The organism is Achromobacter sp. LC458 (assembly GCF_001005835.2).
Classification (GTDB): Bacteria; Pseudomonadota; Gammaproteobacteria; order Burkholderiales; family Burkholderiaceae_B; genus Achromobacter; species Achromobacter spanius_B.
On sequence record NZ_LBHW02000054.1, the window covers coordinates 1 to 15,863 of the forward strand.

General features: G+C 66.1%; 19 protein-coding genes and 1 pseudogene. 15 read left to right on the forward strand and 5 right to left on the reverse strand.

Annotated features, from left to right (window positions below; all coding sequences use genetic code 11):
* The coding region (locus YH64_RS27345; RefSeq protein ID WP_143215559.1) for a LysR family transcriptional regulator at positions 1-836 on the reverse strand (836 nt) is incomplete at its 3' end.
* Between the two features lie 111 nt (positions 837-947).
* Between YH64_RS27345 and YH64_RS27350 the strand changes: the two genes are divergently transcribed.
* Together YH64_RS27350 and YH64_RS27355 are read left to right on the forward strand one after the other, a co-directional pair.
* A complete protein-coding gene (locus tag YH64_RS27350; protein ID WP_052946131.1) occupies positions 948-1,343 on the forward strand; it encodes a hypothetical protein in 396 nt (131 codons plus the stop codon).
* A gap of 177 nt (positions 1,344-1,520) precedes the next feature.
* Positions 1,521-2,501 (forward strand): tripartite tricarboxylate transporter substrate-binding protein, encoded by a 981-nt coding sequence (locus tag YH64_RS27355; protein ID WP_046807510.1) that lies wholly within the window; start codon positions 1,521-1,523, stop codon positions 2,499-2,501.
* Between the two features lie 145 nt (positions 2,502-2,646).
* On the opposite strand, the gene YH64_RS27360 is transcribed toward YH64_RS27355, so the two are convergent.
* Positions 2,647-3,261, reverse strand: a complete 615-nt coding sequence (locus YH64_RS27360; RefSeq protein ID WP_319300655.1) for a TetR/AcrR family transcriptional regulator — start codon at positions 3,259-3,261, stop codon at positions 2,647-2,649.
* A 172-nt stretch (positions 3,262-3,433) separates the two neighbouring features.
* Here YH64_RS27360 and YH64_RS27365 point away from each other — a divergent pair, with 172 nt between their 5' ends.
* Both YH64_RS27365 and YH64_RS27370 read left to right on the forward strand, forming a co-directional pair.
* The gene (locus tag YH64_RS27365; protein WP_046807508.1) at positions 3,434-4,057 is read left to right on the forward strand and encodes a hypothetical protein; all 624 of its coding nucleotides are present in this window, start codon (positions 3,434-3,436) and stop codon (positions 4,055-4,057) included.
* A gap of 123 nt (positions 4,058-4,180) precedes the next feature.
* Positions 4,181-5,158, forward strand: coding sequence for a tripartite tricarboxylate transporter substrate binding protein (locus YH64_RS27370; RefSeq protein ID WP_046807507.1), 978 nt, complete (start codon positions 4,181-4,183; stop codon positions 5,156-5,158).
* A gap of 152 nt (positions 5,159-5,310) precedes the next feature.
* Here YH64_RS27370 and YH64_RS27375 read toward each other — a convergent pair whose 3' ends face one another.
* Positions 5,311-5,511, reverse strand: coding sequence for a hypothetical protein (locus YH64_RS27375; RefSeq protein WP_255444785.1), 201 nt, complete (start codon positions 5,509-5,511; stop codon positions 5,311-5,313).
* A gap of 23 nt (positions 5,512-5,534) precedes the next feature.
* Here YH64_RS27375 and YH64_RS27380 point away from each other — a divergent pair, with 23 nt between their 5' ends.
* A complete protein-coding gene (locus YH64_RS27380; protein ID WP_143215560.1) occupies positions 5,535-5,816 on the forward strand; it encodes a hypothetical protein in 282 nt (93 codons plus the stop codon).
* Here the strand turns inward: YH64_RS27380 and YH64_RS27385 are convergent.
* Together YH64_RS27385 and YH64_RS30685 are read right to left on the reverse strand one after the other, a co-directional pair.
* Positions 5,813-6,319, reverse strand: a complete 507-nt coding sequence (locus YH64_RS27385) for a DUF523 domain-containing protein (protein WP_046807506.1) — start codon at positions 6,317-6,319, stop codon at positions 5,813-5,815. The genes YH64_RS27380 and YH64_RS27385 overlap by 4 nt on opposite strands.
* A gap of 1,298 nt (positions 6,320-7,617) precedes the next feature.
* Positions 7,618-8,632: pseudogene (locus YH64_RS30685) on the reverse strand (NYN domain-containing protein); the annotation flags it as partial.
* A 287-nt stretch (positions 8,633-8,919) separates the two neighbouring features.
* On the opposite strand from YH64_RS30685, the gene YH64_RS27395 reads away from it, so the two are divergent.
* From YH64_RS27395 to YH64_RS27440, 10 genes are all read left to right on the forward strand, one after another.
* Positions 8,920-9,810 (forward strand): motility protein A, encoded by an 891-nt coding sequence (locus YH64_RS27395; RefSeq protein ID WP_046807505.1) that lies wholly within the window; start codon positions 8,920-8,922, stop codon positions 9,808-9,810.
* On the forward strand, positions 9,807-10,862 hold the full coding sequence (locus YH64_RS27400) for an OmpA family protein (RefSeq protein ID WP_052946130.1): 1,056 nt from the start codon (positions 9,807-9,809) through the stop codon (positions 10,860-10,862). Before YH64_RS27395 ends, YH64_RS27400 begins: the two co-directional genes overlap by 4 nt.
* Positions 10,863-11,019: 157 nt before the next feature.
* A complete protein-coding gene (locus YH64_RS27405) occupies positions 11,020-11,373 on the forward strand; it encodes a YciI family protein (protein ID WP_046807504.1) in 354 nt (117 codons plus the stop codon).
* A 96-nt stretch (positions 11,374-11,469) separates the two neighbouring features.
* Positions 11,470-11,721 carry an Arc family DNA-binding protein gene (locus YH64_RS27410; RefSeq protein WP_046807503.1) on the forward strand — a complete coding sequence of 84 codons (252 nt, stop codon included), beginning with the start codon at positions 11,470-11,472 and terminating at the stop codon, positions 11,719-11,721.
* The gene (locus YH64_RS27415) at positions 11,718-12,137 is read left to right on the forward strand and encodes a type II toxin-antitoxin system VapC family toxin (protein ID WP_046807502.1); all 420 of its coding nucleotides are present in this window, start codon (positions 11,718-11,720) and stop codon (positions 12,135-12,137) included. Before YH64_RS27410 ends, YH64_RS27415 begins: the two co-directional genes overlap by 4 nt.
* A 346-nt stretch (positions 12,138-12,483) precedes the next feature.
* Positions 12,484-12,894 (forward strand): YciI family protein, encoded by a 411-nt coding sequence (locus YH64_RS27420; RefSeq protein WP_046807500.1) that lies wholly within the window; start codon positions 12,484-12,486, stop codon positions 12,892-12,894.
* Positions 12,895-12,935: 41 nt separating this feature from the next.
* On the forward strand, positions 12,936-13,397 hold the full coding sequence (locus YH64_RS27425) for a VOC family protein (RefSeq protein WP_046807499.1): 462 nt from the start codon (positions 12,936-12,938) through the stop codon (positions 13,395-13,397).
* A complete protein-coding gene (locus YH64_RS27430) occupies positions 13,394-14,668 on the forward strand; it encodes an RNA polymerase sigma factor (protein WP_046807498.1) in 1,275 nt (424 codons plus the stop codon). Before YH64_RS27425 ends, YH64_RS27430 begins: the two co-directional genes overlap by 4 nt.
* Positions 14,616-14,912 carry a hypothetical protein gene (locus YH64_RS27435; RefSeq protein ID WP_143215561.1) on the forward strand — a complete coding sequence of 99 codons (297 nt, stop codon included), beginning with the start codon at positions 14,616-14,618 and terminating at the stop codon, positions 14,910-14,912. The genes YH64_RS27430 and YH64_RS27435 overlap by 53 nt, the downstream gene beginning before the upstream one ends.
* 9 nt (positions 14,913-14,921) lie before the next feature.
* Positions 14,922-15,800, forward strand: a complete 879-nt coding sequence (locus tag YH64_RS27440; RefSeq protein ID WP_255444788.1) for an AraC family transcriptional regulator — start codon at positions 14,922-14,924, stop codon at positions 15,798-15,800.
* Positions 15,801-15,863: the final 63 nt, after the last annotated feature.

Sequence of the window (15,863 nt, forward strand, 5' to 3'; positions counted from 1 at the left end):
GCGCTGACGTGGCGGGTGTCGGGATAGACGGCGTGCACCGGCTGGCGCGGCAACGTGTACGACGGCATCACGCGCTGCAACGTGCCACGCGCCAACGGCTCTTCCAGCAACCAATCCGGCAAGGCGGCCACGCCGCAGCCGGCCTCGGCAAACGCCAACAGCGCCGACGCGGCATCCGCATGCGCCACAGGGGCCACGCGCAGCGCGTGGTCGCGCCCCTTGCTGTCCGTCAGCCGCCAATGGTCGATGCGACCCGGCCGGTTGGCCAGCCAAGGCAAGGCGGCCAACGCCTGGAGCGACCGCGGCGCGCCATGTTCGGCCAGCAGCGCCGGGCTGGCCACCAACAGCAGCTTGAATTCGCCGATGCGCGTGGCGCGGTAGCTGGAGTCCGCCAGCGCGCCCACACGGATCGCCACATCCAGCCGTTCGCCGATCAGATCCGCTTGCGTGGAGCTGGCCTGGTAACCCACCCGAAGCGCCGGGTGCCAACGCGCGAACGCTGCCAGCGCGGGCACGACGACACGGTTGCCGTAGTCCACCGAGGCCGTCACGCGCAAGCTGCCCGATAAAGCCGCCTGGCCGGATCTTGCCTGGTCCACGGCCGCGTCCGCGTCTTGCAGCAGGCGCGCACAGTCAGCATGAAAGCCCTCGCCTGCCTGCGTCAGCGCCAACCGGCGCGTGCTGCGCGTCAAGAGCGCCACGCCCAATTCCTGTTCCAGCTGCTTGACGTTGAAGCTGACGACGGCCTTGGTCGTGCCCAACGCATCGGCGGCCGCCGTGAACGAGCCGGCATCGACCACGGCGACGAACATCGACAGACGATTCAGATTGATCATGGCCCGCTTCATTGTCAAAAAAAGACGAACAGTATATCGGCCTACAGGCGGTGTTTCCGCGACATCGAAATTTCTAGAATGGCGTCCTTTGTTGATTACACGGCGTTATTCATGACCGACCTGTCTACCCCTAGCCTGCGCCTGGCGCTGGACGCCCACGCCCGCATCGAGCAATGGATCGGCAACGCCGATACCCCGCCGCCGGTGCTGGCCGCCCTGCTGGACGCCTTTGCGCCCGAGTTCAGCATGATTACCGCAGACGGGCAGCGGCTGCCGCCCGGCGCCCTGCCCGCCTTGTTCGCCGGACTGCGCGGCTTGCGCCCCGGCTTGAAGATCCAGATCGACGAGCTGGCCGTGCGCCATGCGGACGCCGGCGCGGCGCTGTTGACGTATCGCGAACGCCACGCCTGGAACGGCGGCGCCACACAGCGGCGCGCCAGCGCGCTGTTCATGGCGGGCGCCGATGGGCAGCCGCAATGGGCGCATCTGCATGAGACCTGGGCCTGACGGGGGGCTATATCCCCGGCGCCTATTCCTCGGCGCCTATTCCCTTGGAGGCTATATCCCCGGCAGCTATAAACAAGCGGCAAATAAATCGTTGGCGGGCGCCACGCGATTCTTTAGAGTCCAACGCCTTCGCCCGCCTCAACACGGGGTGCGGGCCTATCCCAACGAGCCGCTGTCATGCCTACCCGATTCCAAGCCGTACGCCGCACCACCCTGACTACCTTGGCCCTGTCCCTGGCGCTGGCCGGCGCCGGCGCCGCGCACGCCGAACAGCGCGTTGTCCGCATCGTCGTGCCCTACGGCACGGGCGCGGTGCAGGACACCATTGCACGCGCCATCGGCGACGAACTGGGTCAGGCGTTGGGCGCGTCCATCGTGGTGGAAAACCGCGCGGGCGCCGGCGGCACGGTGGGCACCTCGCAGGTGGCGCGCGCCACCCCCGACGGCAACACCCTGGTGCTGGCCGCCGCCAGCCACAACATTGCCGGCTATCTGTACAAAAACCTGAGCTACGACCCCTACAAAGACTTCACCGGCGTGGCGTACCTGGGCAACACCGGCTACATCATCCTGGCGTCCTCCAGCCTGAACGCGAAGACCACCGCCGACTTCATCCAGGCCATCAAGGCCAAACCCGGCGCGTACGACTATGCCTCGGCCGGCAACGGCAGCGCGTCGCACCTGGGCATGGCGTCGTTCCTGGCCGCCTCGGGCGCGCAGATGCAGCACATTCCCATGAAGTCCACCGGCGACGCCGTCACCGAACTGCTGGCCGGCCGCGTCCAGGCCGTCACCGCCGCCACCATCGGCGTAACCGCCTATCGCAACGACCCGCGCGTGACGTTCCTGGCCTACACGGGCAAGACCCGCTCGCGCTTCGCGCCCGACCTGCCCACTGTCGCCGAAAGCGGCCTGCCCGGCTACGCCTTCGATTCCTGGCTGGGACTGCTGGCGCCCGCCGGCCTGCCCGCCGCCGAACGCGACAAGATCAACGCGGCGGTGAACAAGGTATTGGCGGACCCGAAGGTGCAGGCGCGCCTGGCCTCGTTGGGCGTGGAGGCCGACGCCAAGACGCCCGCACAGTTTCAGGATCTGCTGAAGGCGGATTGGGAAGCGGCGGGCAAGTTGGTCGCGGCCTCGGGCGCTCGGGTGGAATGACGGCGGGCGCGGTGGCGGCGCAGTGCCCGGCGCCGCCACCGCGAATGCCATGACAATCCCCTTGTACGCGCACAGAGCCAAGTGTGACTGTGGTCCCCAAAAAAACCGGGGCCGATAAAAACGGGGGGCCAAAAAAAAGCCCCCGTCAGGAGGCTGGTCGTTGATGCCGGATGCCGTCAAGCAGCAGCCGGGTAATGAATTCCGCTATCGCATGCTGCTGGGGCGCATCCGGCATCTGGCGCGTGAAACGTTCGATGATGCCCATCAAGGACTGCGCCAACCAGTCGGGGGATATTTCGGGCCGGAACAGGCCGGCCTGCTGCTCGGCGCGGACGTTGTCGGCAATCATCGTCACCAGCTCATCCTTGAGCGCTTCCGCCTCGGCCACCTGGAAGAAACCGATGCGTGTCAGGTTGGAGTCTTCCTGCAAGATGCCCAGCAAACGCAGCACGCCGCCCTGGATGCGCTCGGCCAATTCGGCGCCTTCCAGTCCGGCGGGCAAGCGCGCTTCGGTAATCGCCTGGCGCAAGCGCTGCGCGAACATGCCGACCAGTTCATCGTAGGCCGCTTGCTTGCTGGAAAAGTACTGGTAGAACACCGGCTGCGTCACGCTGGCGCGAGCGACGATGTCGCTGATACGCGTGTGCTGGAAACCGCGCTCCGCGAACTCGGCCGCGGCAACTTCAAGTAGCTGTAGGCGGGTGCGTTCGCCTTTGGTAAGACGCTTGTCTTGCGGTGTAGAAAGGGGTCGTGCCGTCATCATCGCGAGAAAGTACACCGCTTCCCCGCTTTTCGCCACTGAATCGTTTTGAAGTCAGTTGAAATCCCCGTAGCTTTTGCAACAACTTTTGGTGCCCGCGCAGCAGTAAAGTAACGCTATCGCCGTGTGCATATTGACCGTAATCCCGCGCGCGGCGGACAGGAGCAAGATCATGAAACGGTTTACAGGCCGGATGCGTGTCGTAGCGTTGGCGCTTGCCGTGGCAAGTGCGCCCGTGATGGCGGGCGGACACGGCGGCGGCTGGGGTGGCGGCGGTGGTGGATACCACGGCGGCGGCTATCACGGCGGTTACTACGGTGGTAATAATTACCACCACCACGGCGGTGGCGGCAGCAGCTCGGCCGGATGGTGGGTCGGCGGCGCCTTTGCGCTGGCTGCGGTGGGCCTGTTGCTGGCGGCCGATTCCGGCCCGACCTACGCACAAACCAGCGTCTACGCGTCGCCCGGCGTGGCCTACACCAGCCCGGTGTACGGCGCGCCGGTCTACGCGGCGCCACCGGTGTATTCGGCCCCGCTGACGTCCGCGCCGCTGTACGCCGAACCGCCCGTTGCCTATGCGCAACCCGAGCCGCAATACAAGCCGGTGCAGTACGAAGCAGCGCCCAAGGTCAGTTCGGCGCAGGCCAATGCCACAGCCGAATGCCAGCGCTGGGCCATGAACCAAAGCGGGTACGACCCGGCCACCATCACGCAATGGACCACGCAAGTCATGGTGGACACCTACAACCATTCGCTGGATTCGTGCATGAGCAGCCGGGGCTACCGCGCCAACTGATGCCGCTTTCCGGGTAATCCCGATTGTCCCCGCGCGCCGGCCTGCACACACTGCATGCCGGCGCGTTGCTTTACCGCGCCGTCGACATCCGCGGCGACCCAGCCGCGACACCAAGGGGAAGCCATGTTGAATTTCAAGCGGCTTGCGGGGCTTTGCGCATTCAGCGCGGCCTGCGCCGTCTCATCCACCGCCCTGGCCCAGGCCGACGCCAAGCCACAGGCGCTGACCATCGTCGTGCCTTACGGGGCGGGCGGCATCGTGGACAACACCGCGCGCGCGTTTGCCCAGAAGCTGGCCACGGAACTGGCGCGGCCGGTCGTCGTTGAAAACCGGGGCGGCGCGGGCGGCATGATCGGCATGAATACCGTTGCCCGCGCCCACGACGAGAACACGCTGGGCTTTACCGCCGTCAGCCCGGTTACGCTGTCGCCGCACGTGATGAAGACGCTGTATGACCCCTTGAAGGACCTGGCGCCGGTGGCCGCCGTGATGTATTCGCCGGTGTACCTGGTGGGCGGGCCGAAGTTCACGGGCAAGAATTTCAAGGACATGGTGGACCAGGCCAAGGCGGACCCGGACGGTTTGTCGCTGGCGACGGCGGGCGTGGGGTCGCTGGGGCATTTGATGCTGGAACAGATCAACGGGCAGGCAAAGGTGCGCATCACGCACGTGCCCTACAAGGGCATGGCGCAGATGGTGCCCGATGCGCTGGGCGGGCAGTTCACGCTGATGCTGGTCAACGCGTCGGCCCCCGTCAATACGCTGATCCAGGAAGGCAAGCTGAAGCTGCTGGCCGTGGGGTCGCCCAAGCGGTTGCCGGGCTGGCCCGAGACGCCGACCTTTGCCGAACTGGGCTACCCGATGGCGAACATGACGTCCACCTTCGGCTTTTTTGCGCCGGCGTCCACCAGCGCGGAGTTTCGGCAGCGCATGAACGCGGTGATCAACAAGGTGGCGGCCATGCCCGACATCAGCAAGCCGCTGACGGATGCGCTGAACATCATGTCGCCGGGCAGCGTCGAGCAATTCGCGTCTCAGGTGCAACGCGAATACGTGGACAACGGCAAGATCGTGAAGGCGGCGAACATCCGCGCGGAATAGGCGGGGAAAGAACGCGGAAAAAATCCCGAACGTATGCCGAACGTATGCCGAACGTATGCCGAACGTATGCCGAACGCATGTCGAACATATGCCGAGGAATTGCGGCATACGCGCCGCAACGGCGGCCACCTCGCGCATGCAAGGCGGACCGCTCAGCGCCGCCAACCGCGCCAGATGAAGGCCATGCCGGCGGCCAGCAGCAAAGTCGCCGGCAGTATCCAGACAAAGCCGGACGACGTGTAGACCACCTGCTCGACCGGATCGTAGTAGCGGCCCAGCTCATTGAAGTCCCACTTCCAATAGAACGCGTACCAGGCGTAAAAGAAGAATGCGGACAGGGCAAGGCACAGCACGGCGGCAAGGCGCAGCAGCGGACGTGACGATCGTGATGAACGTGACGATCGTGATGAACGTGACGATCCTGATGAATGTAAGGGATGCGAAGAACGCGACGAATTCGACCGACGCGAAGAATTCGACCAAAGCGACGAATTCGACCAAAGCGACCGGCGCCCAGCGGCGGATTGCATTGCGCTGGAATCGCTGCCGGCTTGCGTTCCGAGCCGTTTGCGGGATGCGCGGACAGCTGAGGCCGCCACCAACCCCACCAACATCACCAACGCCAGCCCTCCCAGCAGCACCAGAACGCCAACGCTAGCCCACATCCCGGGCCTCCAGCTGTGCCAGCCACGCCTGGGCGTCCGCCCATTGCTTTTCGCTGAAGACGCGCACGCCGGCGAGGGTCAGCAATTGAGCTGTGACGCCCACGCCGGATTGGCGCCGGCCAGCAAAATGACCGTCGTAGACATAGCCGCTGCCGCAAGACGGGCTGCCTTCCTTCAAGACGGCAATGCGAATGCCGTGTTGCCGGGCAAGCGCCAGCGCGGCATGGGCGCCCTGCACGAAAGGCACCGTGACATCCTGCCCCGTTACCGCGATGACGCGCGCGCCGCTGGCCAACACGTCGGCGGCACGCTTGCCCGCTTCGATTTCAGCGGGCGGGCGCGGCACGGGCATGCCGCCCGCCACCTCCGGGCAGACGGGCACGACCCGGCCTTCGTCGCGCCAGCGCGCCAGCACCGCGTCACCGTGGGGCACCCCGCGCCCGTCGTAGCGCACGGGGTTGCCCAACAGGCACGAACTGATGAGCACATATTGCATGGGCAAGCCCCAGGCTGACGATGACGCCCTGACGAATCAGGACGCCGAGTCGTCCGACTTGCGCGTGCGGCGCGTACGGCTGGCCGACTTGGCGGGCGCGGCATCCGCGTCGGCCGGGGCGGCGTTATCGGCCGACTGCGCCGCGCGCTTGCCGGCGGGCTTGGCTGCCGTTTTTGCTGCGGTTTTGGAGGCCGACTTCGTTGCGGTCTTGGCTGCGGTCTTAGTTGCGGTCTTAGTTGCGGTCTTAGTTGCGGTCCCGGTTGCGGTCCCGGTTGCGGTTTTGGACGGCGTCTTCGTTGCCGTCTTGGCCGCGGACTTGGCTGCCGTGTCGCTTGCCGTGTCGCTTGCCGTATCGCTTGCCGTATCGCTTGCCGTGTCGCTTGCCTTACCGGCGGTCTTGTCCGACGCCGTCTCAGCCGTCGTATCGGCCGCTGACTTACTCGCCGACTTGGCCGGCGTCTTCGCTGCCGACTTGGCGGCAGGCTTGGCTTGCGGCTTGGACGATTCCGATGCGGAAGCGGACGTGGGCGCAGCCGGTTCGGTGATCCGGCGCAGCACGGCGCCCTCGAACGGGTCGGTGACCTTGGCCGGCGCCTTGTTGCCCGGCTCGCGGCGCGCCTCAGCGGGCGCTTCAACAAACGTCCACTCGGCAATATTCACGGCCGGCAGCGGTTGGCGTGCTTGCGGCAACGGCGTCGGCATGGGCGGCAGGCGCGACGGCTGCACAGGCTTGGACGCCTGGGCACGGGCCAGCGCATCGGCGCGCATGGCGTCAACCTTGGCGGCTTCACGAGCGGCGGCTTGCGCGGCTTGCTCGGCGGCGGCGGCGGTTGCGGCGGTAGCCGCTGCCGCGGTGGCCGCAGCAGCGGCGGCGTCGGCGGCCTTGGCAGTATTGGCCTGGACGTCGTCCGACGGGTTCCCCGGCGACGATTCGCCCACCGCCGACTCACTGGCCAGGGCGTTTACGTGCGTGCCGTGACGGGCGCGATCGCGCCCACGGTCCCGGCCACGATCACGTCCGCGATCTCGCCCGCCTTCGCGTCCGCCACGGCCCCGATCGCGCTCACCTTGGCGCTCACCCTCGTGCTCACCCTCACGCGCGGCGACGGGGGCTTGCCCGGTAGTGGACGCATCATCCTCTGTGGACACACCCGTCACCGGCGAAGCCTGCGGCGCGGCAAACGTTTCATCGGCGTCGGCGGCAACGGGCGAGGCCGAATCCGCGTCAAACGAAGCAGACTCGTCCTGCGCCAGCGTCTCACCGCCGCCATCGTTAGCGCCCTGCTCGGCCGAATAGCCGGTGCCACGGCCCGACCGGCGCCCCCCGCGCGATTTGCGCGATGACCGGGATGGGGACTGAGATTCTTCCTGGGCGGCGTCGCCTTGCCCGTCGTCGGCATCCGCCACGGCAGCCTGGCGCGATGGCGCGTTGCGCCCGCCGTTGCCATTGGCCGCGCGGTTCACCGGCGGCGCGGCGTCGATGCTGTCACGATACACGTACGTGCCCGATTTTTCTTCGCGGCCCACGTCCAGCAAGCCGCGCGACTGCGCTTCATCCAGCAGGTTGCCGAAGGCGCGAAAGCCGTAGTACGACTCGTTGAAATCCGGCTTGCGGCGCTTCAGCGCATCTTTCAGCGCCGACGCCCAGATCTTGCCGCTGTCGCCGCGTTCAGCCATCAGCGCTTCGAAGGTCTCGACGACCATGTCGACGGCCTGGGTCTTGCGGGCTTCCAGTTCTTCCTTGCGGCGAATCTCTTCGTCAGGCGTGCGGCGCTGCGCGGCGCCTGCGGCGGCGCCCCCGCGATTGTCGCGGCGGGCGTCGGCGGTGCGCTGGCCTTCGCGCGCCAGGTCGTCATAGAAAATGAATTCGTCGCAGTTGGCGATCAGCAGGTCCGACGTGGATTGCTTGACGCCCACGCCGATCACCTTCTTGTTGTTCTCGCGCAGCTTGGACACCAGCGGCGAAAAGTCGGAATCGCCGCTGATGATCACGAAGGTGTTGACGTGCGATTTGGTGTAGCAGAAGTCCAGCGCGTCCACGACCAGCCGGATATCGGCCGAATTCTTGCCCGATTGGCGCACGTGCGGAATTTCGATCAGCTCGAAGTTCGCCTCGTGCATGGGGGCCTTGAATTCCTTGTAGCGTTCCCAGTCGCAATAGGCCTTTTTGACCACGATGCTGCCCTTGAGCAGCAGCCGTTCCAGCACGGGCCGGATGTCGAACTTCTGGTATTTGGTGTCCCGCACACCCAGCGCCACGTTCTCGAAGTCGCAGAAAAGCGCCATGCTGACGTTTTCGTTGGGGGTAGTCATTTTCTTCTCCAAAGCCGCGGCGGCCACGTGCTTCGGGCCGCCAGATAGCGCTCATGATATACATATCCGGCTTCACCCCCCCGCCTTGGCGCAATTTTCCCCACGCGCCGCCTCGACCCGGCCCTATTTTCAACGCGGCCAATCGGGTTCCTGACAGCATCCCTTAAGCCGGCGCTTACCGGCCCTTTCCCCCCGCTTTCCGGTGGATTGACTCGGCCGCGCGCTGGCTAGAATTCCCGACAATCCGGCATTCCGGCTCGGCGTGCCATTCCCTTCGGGCAAGATCCATGAATCCGTCTACCCTCATCGGCGCCGCCGTCGGCCTGCTAACCCTTGTCATCGTCGTGGCGCTGTCCGCCACCGACGCCAGCATGTACCTGAACCTGCCCGGCCTGGCCATCGTGCTGGGCGGCACCTGCGCGGCGCTCTTCATCGCCTATCCGCTGCCGGAAGTGCTGCGCATCTTCAAGCTGGTGCGCACCGTGTTCCGCAACGACCAGCACGACCAGCAACGCGACATCGAAGAGCTGGTGTCCATGGCGCAACTGTGGATGAACACGGATGTGCACAAGGTCGAGCAGGAACTGAAGAAGGTGTCGAACCCGTTTCTGCGCACGGGCGTGCAGCTGATTATCGACAACACCCCCGAAGACCAGATCATTGAAGTGCTGCAATGGCGCGTGGCGCGGTTGCGCGCCCGCGAGCAGGCCGAAGCGCAGATGTTCCGCGTCTTGGCCACGTTCGCGCCCGCCTTCGGCATGCTGGGCACGCTGGTGGCGCTGATCAATCTGATGGCCGTGCTGGGCGACGGCAGCATGACGATGATCGGCCAGCATCTGGCCGTGGGGCTGATGACGACGTTCTACGGCATCTTGCTGGCCAACCTGATCTGCAAGCCCATCGCGCTGAAGCTGGAACGCCGCACCGCGCGCCGCGTCGAATCCATGAACATGGTGCTGCAAGGCATCTCGATGATGTGCGAGAAGCGCGGCCCGGCCATGGTGCGCGAAACGCTCAATTCGTTCGTGCTGCACGTCGAAGACGAAATCTATGACGGCGGCCAGGGCGCAGCCAAGGCCAAGGCCAAGACGGAAGGCCAGGTCAAGCCGGTCCCCGCGTCCACCCAAGCCGCCGCGCAGCCCGTGTCCATCACCCGTCCGGCCGCCGTGCGTCAATGAGCCTGATTTCACCTTCCCTGGCGCAGCGGATCGAACAGGCCCGCCAGGCCCAACTGCGCGCCCAGAAAGCGGCGGACAACAGCGGCTGGCGCCCCAGCAAAAGCGACCGCAAGGACCGCTACGCGCGCTGGCACGTGGACGAAACGCCGGAGCAAGACGCCGAGAACTGGCTGCTGAGCTATCTGGACCTGATCACCCTGCTGCTGGCGATGCTGGTGGTGATGCTGGCCGTCTCGCGCCTGCATGGCCAGGCGACGGAAGCATCGGGCAAGCCGATTGAATTGGTGGGCACGCTGGCCACCGCCGGGCTGCCCAAGTACGACGGCGAATACGCCGAGTTCGACGCCGTCGCCATTCCGGCCAGCTGGGCCGAGCCGCCCGCCCCTGCCGCCACGGCTGACGCCGCCCCCGCCGAGGACGGCGAGAAAGTGGCCGATGCCGCGCCGCCGCTGAAGGCGCCGTCCAAGGAATCGTTGGGCCTGGGCGACCTGGCCAAGTCGGTGGACGTGATCATCAACGAGCAGTCGGTCAGCTTCCGCATCAGCAATGAATTGCTGTTCCCGTCCGGCCAGGCGACGCTGAGCCCGTCCGGTCTGGACGTGATCAAGCGCCTGGCCACCATCCTGAACAAGAACGCGTACCAGGTGTCGGTGGAAGGCCATAGCGACCCGGTGCCGATCCAGACGCGCCAGTTCGCCTCGAACTGGGAACTGTCCAGCAGTCGCGCCACCAGCGTGCTGCGCGAGCTGGTGCGCGACGGCGTGGCCGCCGACCGCCTGCGCGCGGTGGGCTATGCCGAAACGCGGCCCATCGAATCGAACGACACGCCGGCCGGCCGCGCCGCCAACCGCCGCGTCGAGCTGATCATGGACATTGCGCCCAAGCAGATCGCCGCCAAGGCCGCGCCGTCTTCGGCGCCGGCGACCGGGGAAAAGGCGGCAACGGCTGCGACGGTGCCCGCTGCGAAAGCGGCCGCGCCTCAGCCGGCCGCGCCTATGCCGGTCGCACCCAAGCCGGCCGCCACGGCGGACAGCGCAGCCGCGCGATCCTGAGCGTGTCTCGTCAAAGAAAAACCGGCCCAGCCGGTTTTTTTTGCCACGGACTTCCCGGCGCAAAGGCTGACAAAAGCCTCACGCCTGGGGTGGCGTGGCGCCGCGCGGCGGCGTTAAGCTCGCCCCATCGGCCTGTCGGCCAGAACCGGGAAAAACCATGTCCTATATGTTGCTGATCGTCGAACCCGTGGGCCAACGTGCCCAGCGCACGCCCGACGAAGGCCGCGAGGCCTACGCGCAAATGGTGCGCTACGCCGAAGACCTGAAAGGCCGGGGCCTGCTGGTCAGCGCCGAATCGCTGAAGTCGGAATCCGAGAGCGTCCGGCTACAGGTCCGCAACGGCGAGCGTTCCTTGATGGACGGCCCGTTTGCCGAAGCCAAGGAAATGATCGGCGGCTTCTTCCTGCTGACGGTGGACACGCGCGAAGAAGCGCTGGCCGTGGCGGCCGAGTGCCCGGCGGCCGAATGGGCCACGGTGGAAGTCCGGGAGCTTGGGCCGTGCTTCATGTGAACACGCAGTGTCGTCATTGCGACACCCCCACCATTTGCACGAATGACTGCACTTACATAAACTGCATGCATCGAATGCATATGGAGGCAACGCATCATGCCTATGTTGACTGTCAGGAACATCTCCGACGAAGTGCACCGCGCGCTGCGCGTGCGGGCGGCCCAGCATGGCCGCAGCACGGAAGCCGAGGTGCGCGCCATTCTGGAAGATGCCGTCAAGCCCGAAGGTCGGGTCAAGCTGGGTTCGCTGCTTGCGCGTATCGGCAACCAAGCCAAACTGACCGACCAGGAAGCCGCCCTGTTCGACCAACGCGACAAAACGCCTGCCGCGCCGCCGAGGTTCGAATGATTCTGCTGGATACCAACGTCATCTCCGAGCCGCTGCGCCAGGCGCCATCCGATGCCGTCATTGCGTGGATCGACAGGCAGCCGCTGGAAACCCTGTTTCTATCGGCGGTCACGGTTGCCGAATTGCGCTTTGGCGTGGCCTGCATGCCTGCCGGCAAACGCCGCAACGTCTTGCAAGGCAGCCTGGAGCAACAAGTGCTGGCGTTATTTGCCGGGCGCGTGCTGTCTTTCGACACCGCCGCAAGCCAGCAATATGCGGCTTTAATGGCGCGTGCGCGGGCCTCGGGTCAGGCAATTGCCGCGGCGGATGTATACATCGCCGCCACCGCCGCTGCGCACGGCATGAGCGTCGCCACGCGGGACGTGGCGCCTTTTACGGCGGCGGGCGTTTCAGTGATCGATCCCTGGCAGTCGTAGCGCGTCAGCAATTGCCTTTCTTGGCTTGCCCCGGCGGACAGAAGCCGCCCCGGCCGCCGCCGTCATGCGGATCAACCACCACGGACCCACTGGGGGTGTAAACGGCGCAGCCGGACAGCAGCGAAACCAGCAAGGCAAAACTACAGAACATTCTCATGTCGATATTCAGGGCAAGGGGTTTGAAACGCTGGCAGTGTATGGGGACAGGCTGCAACCAGGGCTGCACCTTAGTAACAAGCTGTTGATCCTGGTAGTTACCCGAATATTTGCGGATTGATGTCGATCGATGTCGATTTGAAGGAACGCCGTTCGTCGTCTTGATACCCACCCCATCAAGGAGAGACCCATGCGTTTCATGATCCTCGTCCGGGCAACGCCCGACAGCGAAACCGGCATGATGCCCGACGAAAGCCTGCTGGCCTCGATGCTGGCGTACCACGAAGCCTTGGCCAAGGCCGGCGTGCTGCTCGATGCCAACGGCCTGCACCCCACGTCCAAAGGTTGGCGCGTACAGTACTTGGACGGCCAGCGCCAGGTCATCGACGGGCCGTTTGCGGAAACGAAGGAATTGATTGCCGGCTACACCCTGATTCAAGTGCGCTCGCGCGAGGAAGCGATGCAATGGGCGCTGCGCTTTCCGCAGCCCTTTCCCGGCCAGCCCTGCGAGATTGAAGTGCGCCAACTTTTTGAGCTGGACGAATTCGAACCCAGCAAGGAAGTGGAACGCTTTCGTGACTTGACCGGCCCCACCCGCTGACCCCGCCTTTGATCCCACCGCCCCTTCCCCGGAGACTTCCCATGCACAAGAAGATATTCGTCAACCTCGCCATCGGCGACATGCAGAAATCGCAAGCCTTTTTCAAGCAACTGGGCTTCAGCTTCAATCCGCAGTTCACCAACGACCAGGGCGCCTGCATGGTCATCAGCGACGACATCTACGCCATGTTGCTGACGCGCGATTTCTTCAAGGGCTTCACCAGCAAGCCGCTGGTGGACGCCACCAAGGCAACGGAAGTGCTGCTCTGCCTGTCTTGCGACAGCCGCGCCGAAGTTGATGACCTGGTGGCCCGCGCCGTGGCGGCTGGTGGCACCGCGCCGCGCCAACCGCAGGACCACGGTTTCATGTACGGGCACGGCTTCGAGGACCTGGACGGCCATATCTGGGAGCTGGTCTACATGGAGCCCGGCCACGTCGAACAATCCGGCCAAACCGACAAAGCCGACAAAGCCGACAAAACCGATCAGTCCGGACAGGCATGACACAAGCGGCCACGCATCGCGCTATCGAGGCGGTCTGGCGGATCGAGGCCGCCAGCGTCATCGCCGGCGTCGCGCGGCTGGTGCGCGACGTCGGGCTGGCCGAAGAACTGGCGCAGGATGCGCTGGTGGCCGCCCTGGAACGCTGGCCCGACACCGGCGTGCCGGACAACCCGGGAGCCTGGCTGATGACGACCGCAAAAAACCGCGCCCGCGACCGCTTGCGGCTGGACGCGCTGCACACCCGCAAGCACGAGCAGATCGGCCACGAACTTGAAGCCTTGCAGGCGGACGTGGAGCCCGACTTCGTCGATGCGCTGGACGCCGCGCGCCAGGACGATATCGGCGACGACCTGCTGCGCCTGCTGTTCACCGCCTGCCACCCGGTGCTGTCCACCGACGCGCGCGTGGCATTGACGTTGCGGCTGCTTGGCGGCCTGTCCACCGCCGAGATCGCCCGCGCGTTCCTGGCGTCGGAATCCACCATTGCGCAGCGCATCGTGCGCGCCAAGCGCAACCTGACCGCGGCCAACGTGCCGTTTGAAGTCCCCGCCGCGCAAGACCGCGGCCCGCGCCTGGCCTCTGTGCTGGAAGTCATATACCTGATCTTCAATGAAGGTTATTCGGCCACGTCCGGCGACCACTGGATGCGCCCGGCGCTGTGCGACGAGGCGCTGCGCCTGGGGCGCATCCTGGCCGAACTGAGCCCGGACGAGGCCGAGGTGCACGGGTTGGCGGCGTTGATGGAACTGCAAGCCTCGCGCCTGCATGCGCGCACGGACGCCCAGGGCCGGCCCGTCCTGCTGATGGACCAGGACCGCGCCCGCTGGGACCCCTTGCTGATCCGGCGCGGGCTGGCCGCCCTGGCCCGCGCCGCCTCGCTGGGCGGGCCGCCCGGCCCTTATGTCCTGCAAGCCGAACTTGCCGCCTGCCACGCGCGCGCGGCAACGCCCGGCGACACCGACTGGCCGCGCATCGTTGCGCTGTACGACGCGCTGGTGCAGTTGGTGCCCTCGCCCGTGGTCGCGCTGAACCGCGCCGTGGCTGTGGGCATGGCGTTCGGGCCTCAGGCGGCGCTGGACTTGGTCGATGCGCTGGCCGACGAGCCCGCGCTGGCTAACTACCACTGGCTGCCCAGCGTGCGCGGCGACCTGCTGGCCAAATTAGGCCGCAAAGCGGAAGCGCACGGAGAATTCGAGCGCGCGGCAGGCATGACGCGCAATGCTCGCGAACGCGAACTGCTGCTGGGGCGCGCGAAAGCGATGCGGGAATAGCCGCTTTGTCTTTGTCTTCGACTTTGGCTCGGGCTTCGACTTTGGCTTCGGCTTCGGCTTCGGCTTCGGCTTCGGCCTCGGCTACAGCTTCGACTTCGACTTCGACTTCGACTTCGACTTCGACTCCGGCTCCGGCTTCGGCTTCAACTTCGACTTCGGCTCCGGCTTCGGCTTCCCCTTGGCCCAGGGCCTTGCATTGGCTTCATACACGCCGACGCATCCGCCGATTCCGGACCGTGCTTAAATCCGAAGCATGGCTTCCCCGCTCGCCGCCTCCCCGTCTTCCCCCACGCTCGACGCCCCCGCGCTGACGGGCGTGCCGGCGGCGTTCGATCATCCCAATGACCGCGCCGAATTCCGCCGCGCCGCGCATCAGCCCGGCGTGGAGCTGTACCGCGCGCACATCATCCGCCACGCCTTCGAACCCCACACGCACGAAGCCTATGGACTGGGCGCCATCGAATCCGGCGTCGAACGCTTCCGGTATCGCGGTGCGGACCACCTGGCGCCTTCGGGCTCGGTCGTGCTGATGAACCCCGACGAACTGCACACCGGCCGCGCCGAAACGGTGGGCGGCTGGCGCTATCGCATGGCGTACATCGACCCCGACGTGGTGGCGCGGGTATCTGGCGAAAGCGGCTGGTGGTTCAACGCGGCCGTCGGCCATGACGCGGCCAGCGCGCAGCGCGTCACCGCCCTGCTCGACCGCTTATGGCAGGCACATGAACCGCTGGCTTTCGACAGCGCGCTGTATACGCTGGTCCATGAATTCCGCCGTCACGCCCGGGTGCCGAATAACGCGCCGACCGAGGGCGCGCCGCGTTTTGCGCCTGTCATCGACTATCTGCGGGCAAACCTGTCGCGTCGCTTGACGCTGGACGAGCTGGCGGCGGTGGCCGGACTCAGCCCCTTTCATTTCCTGCGACGCTTTCAGTCGCACTATCACGCCACGCCGCAGCAGATGCTGATGGCACTGCGGCTGTTCCAAGCCAAGCGCCTGTTGGCCGACGGCATTGCGCCGGCGCAGGTGGCGCTGGCGGCGGGTCTGACCGACCAGGCGCATTTGACGCGGTCATTTTCACGCCGCTACGGCGTGACGCCCGCCCGCTATCAGAAGCAGGTGCGCCGATAGGCAGGCGCGCGCCCCGCCTTCGAAGCCCTGACAGGATAAGGACCCACCGCAAGCGCCAAGCGC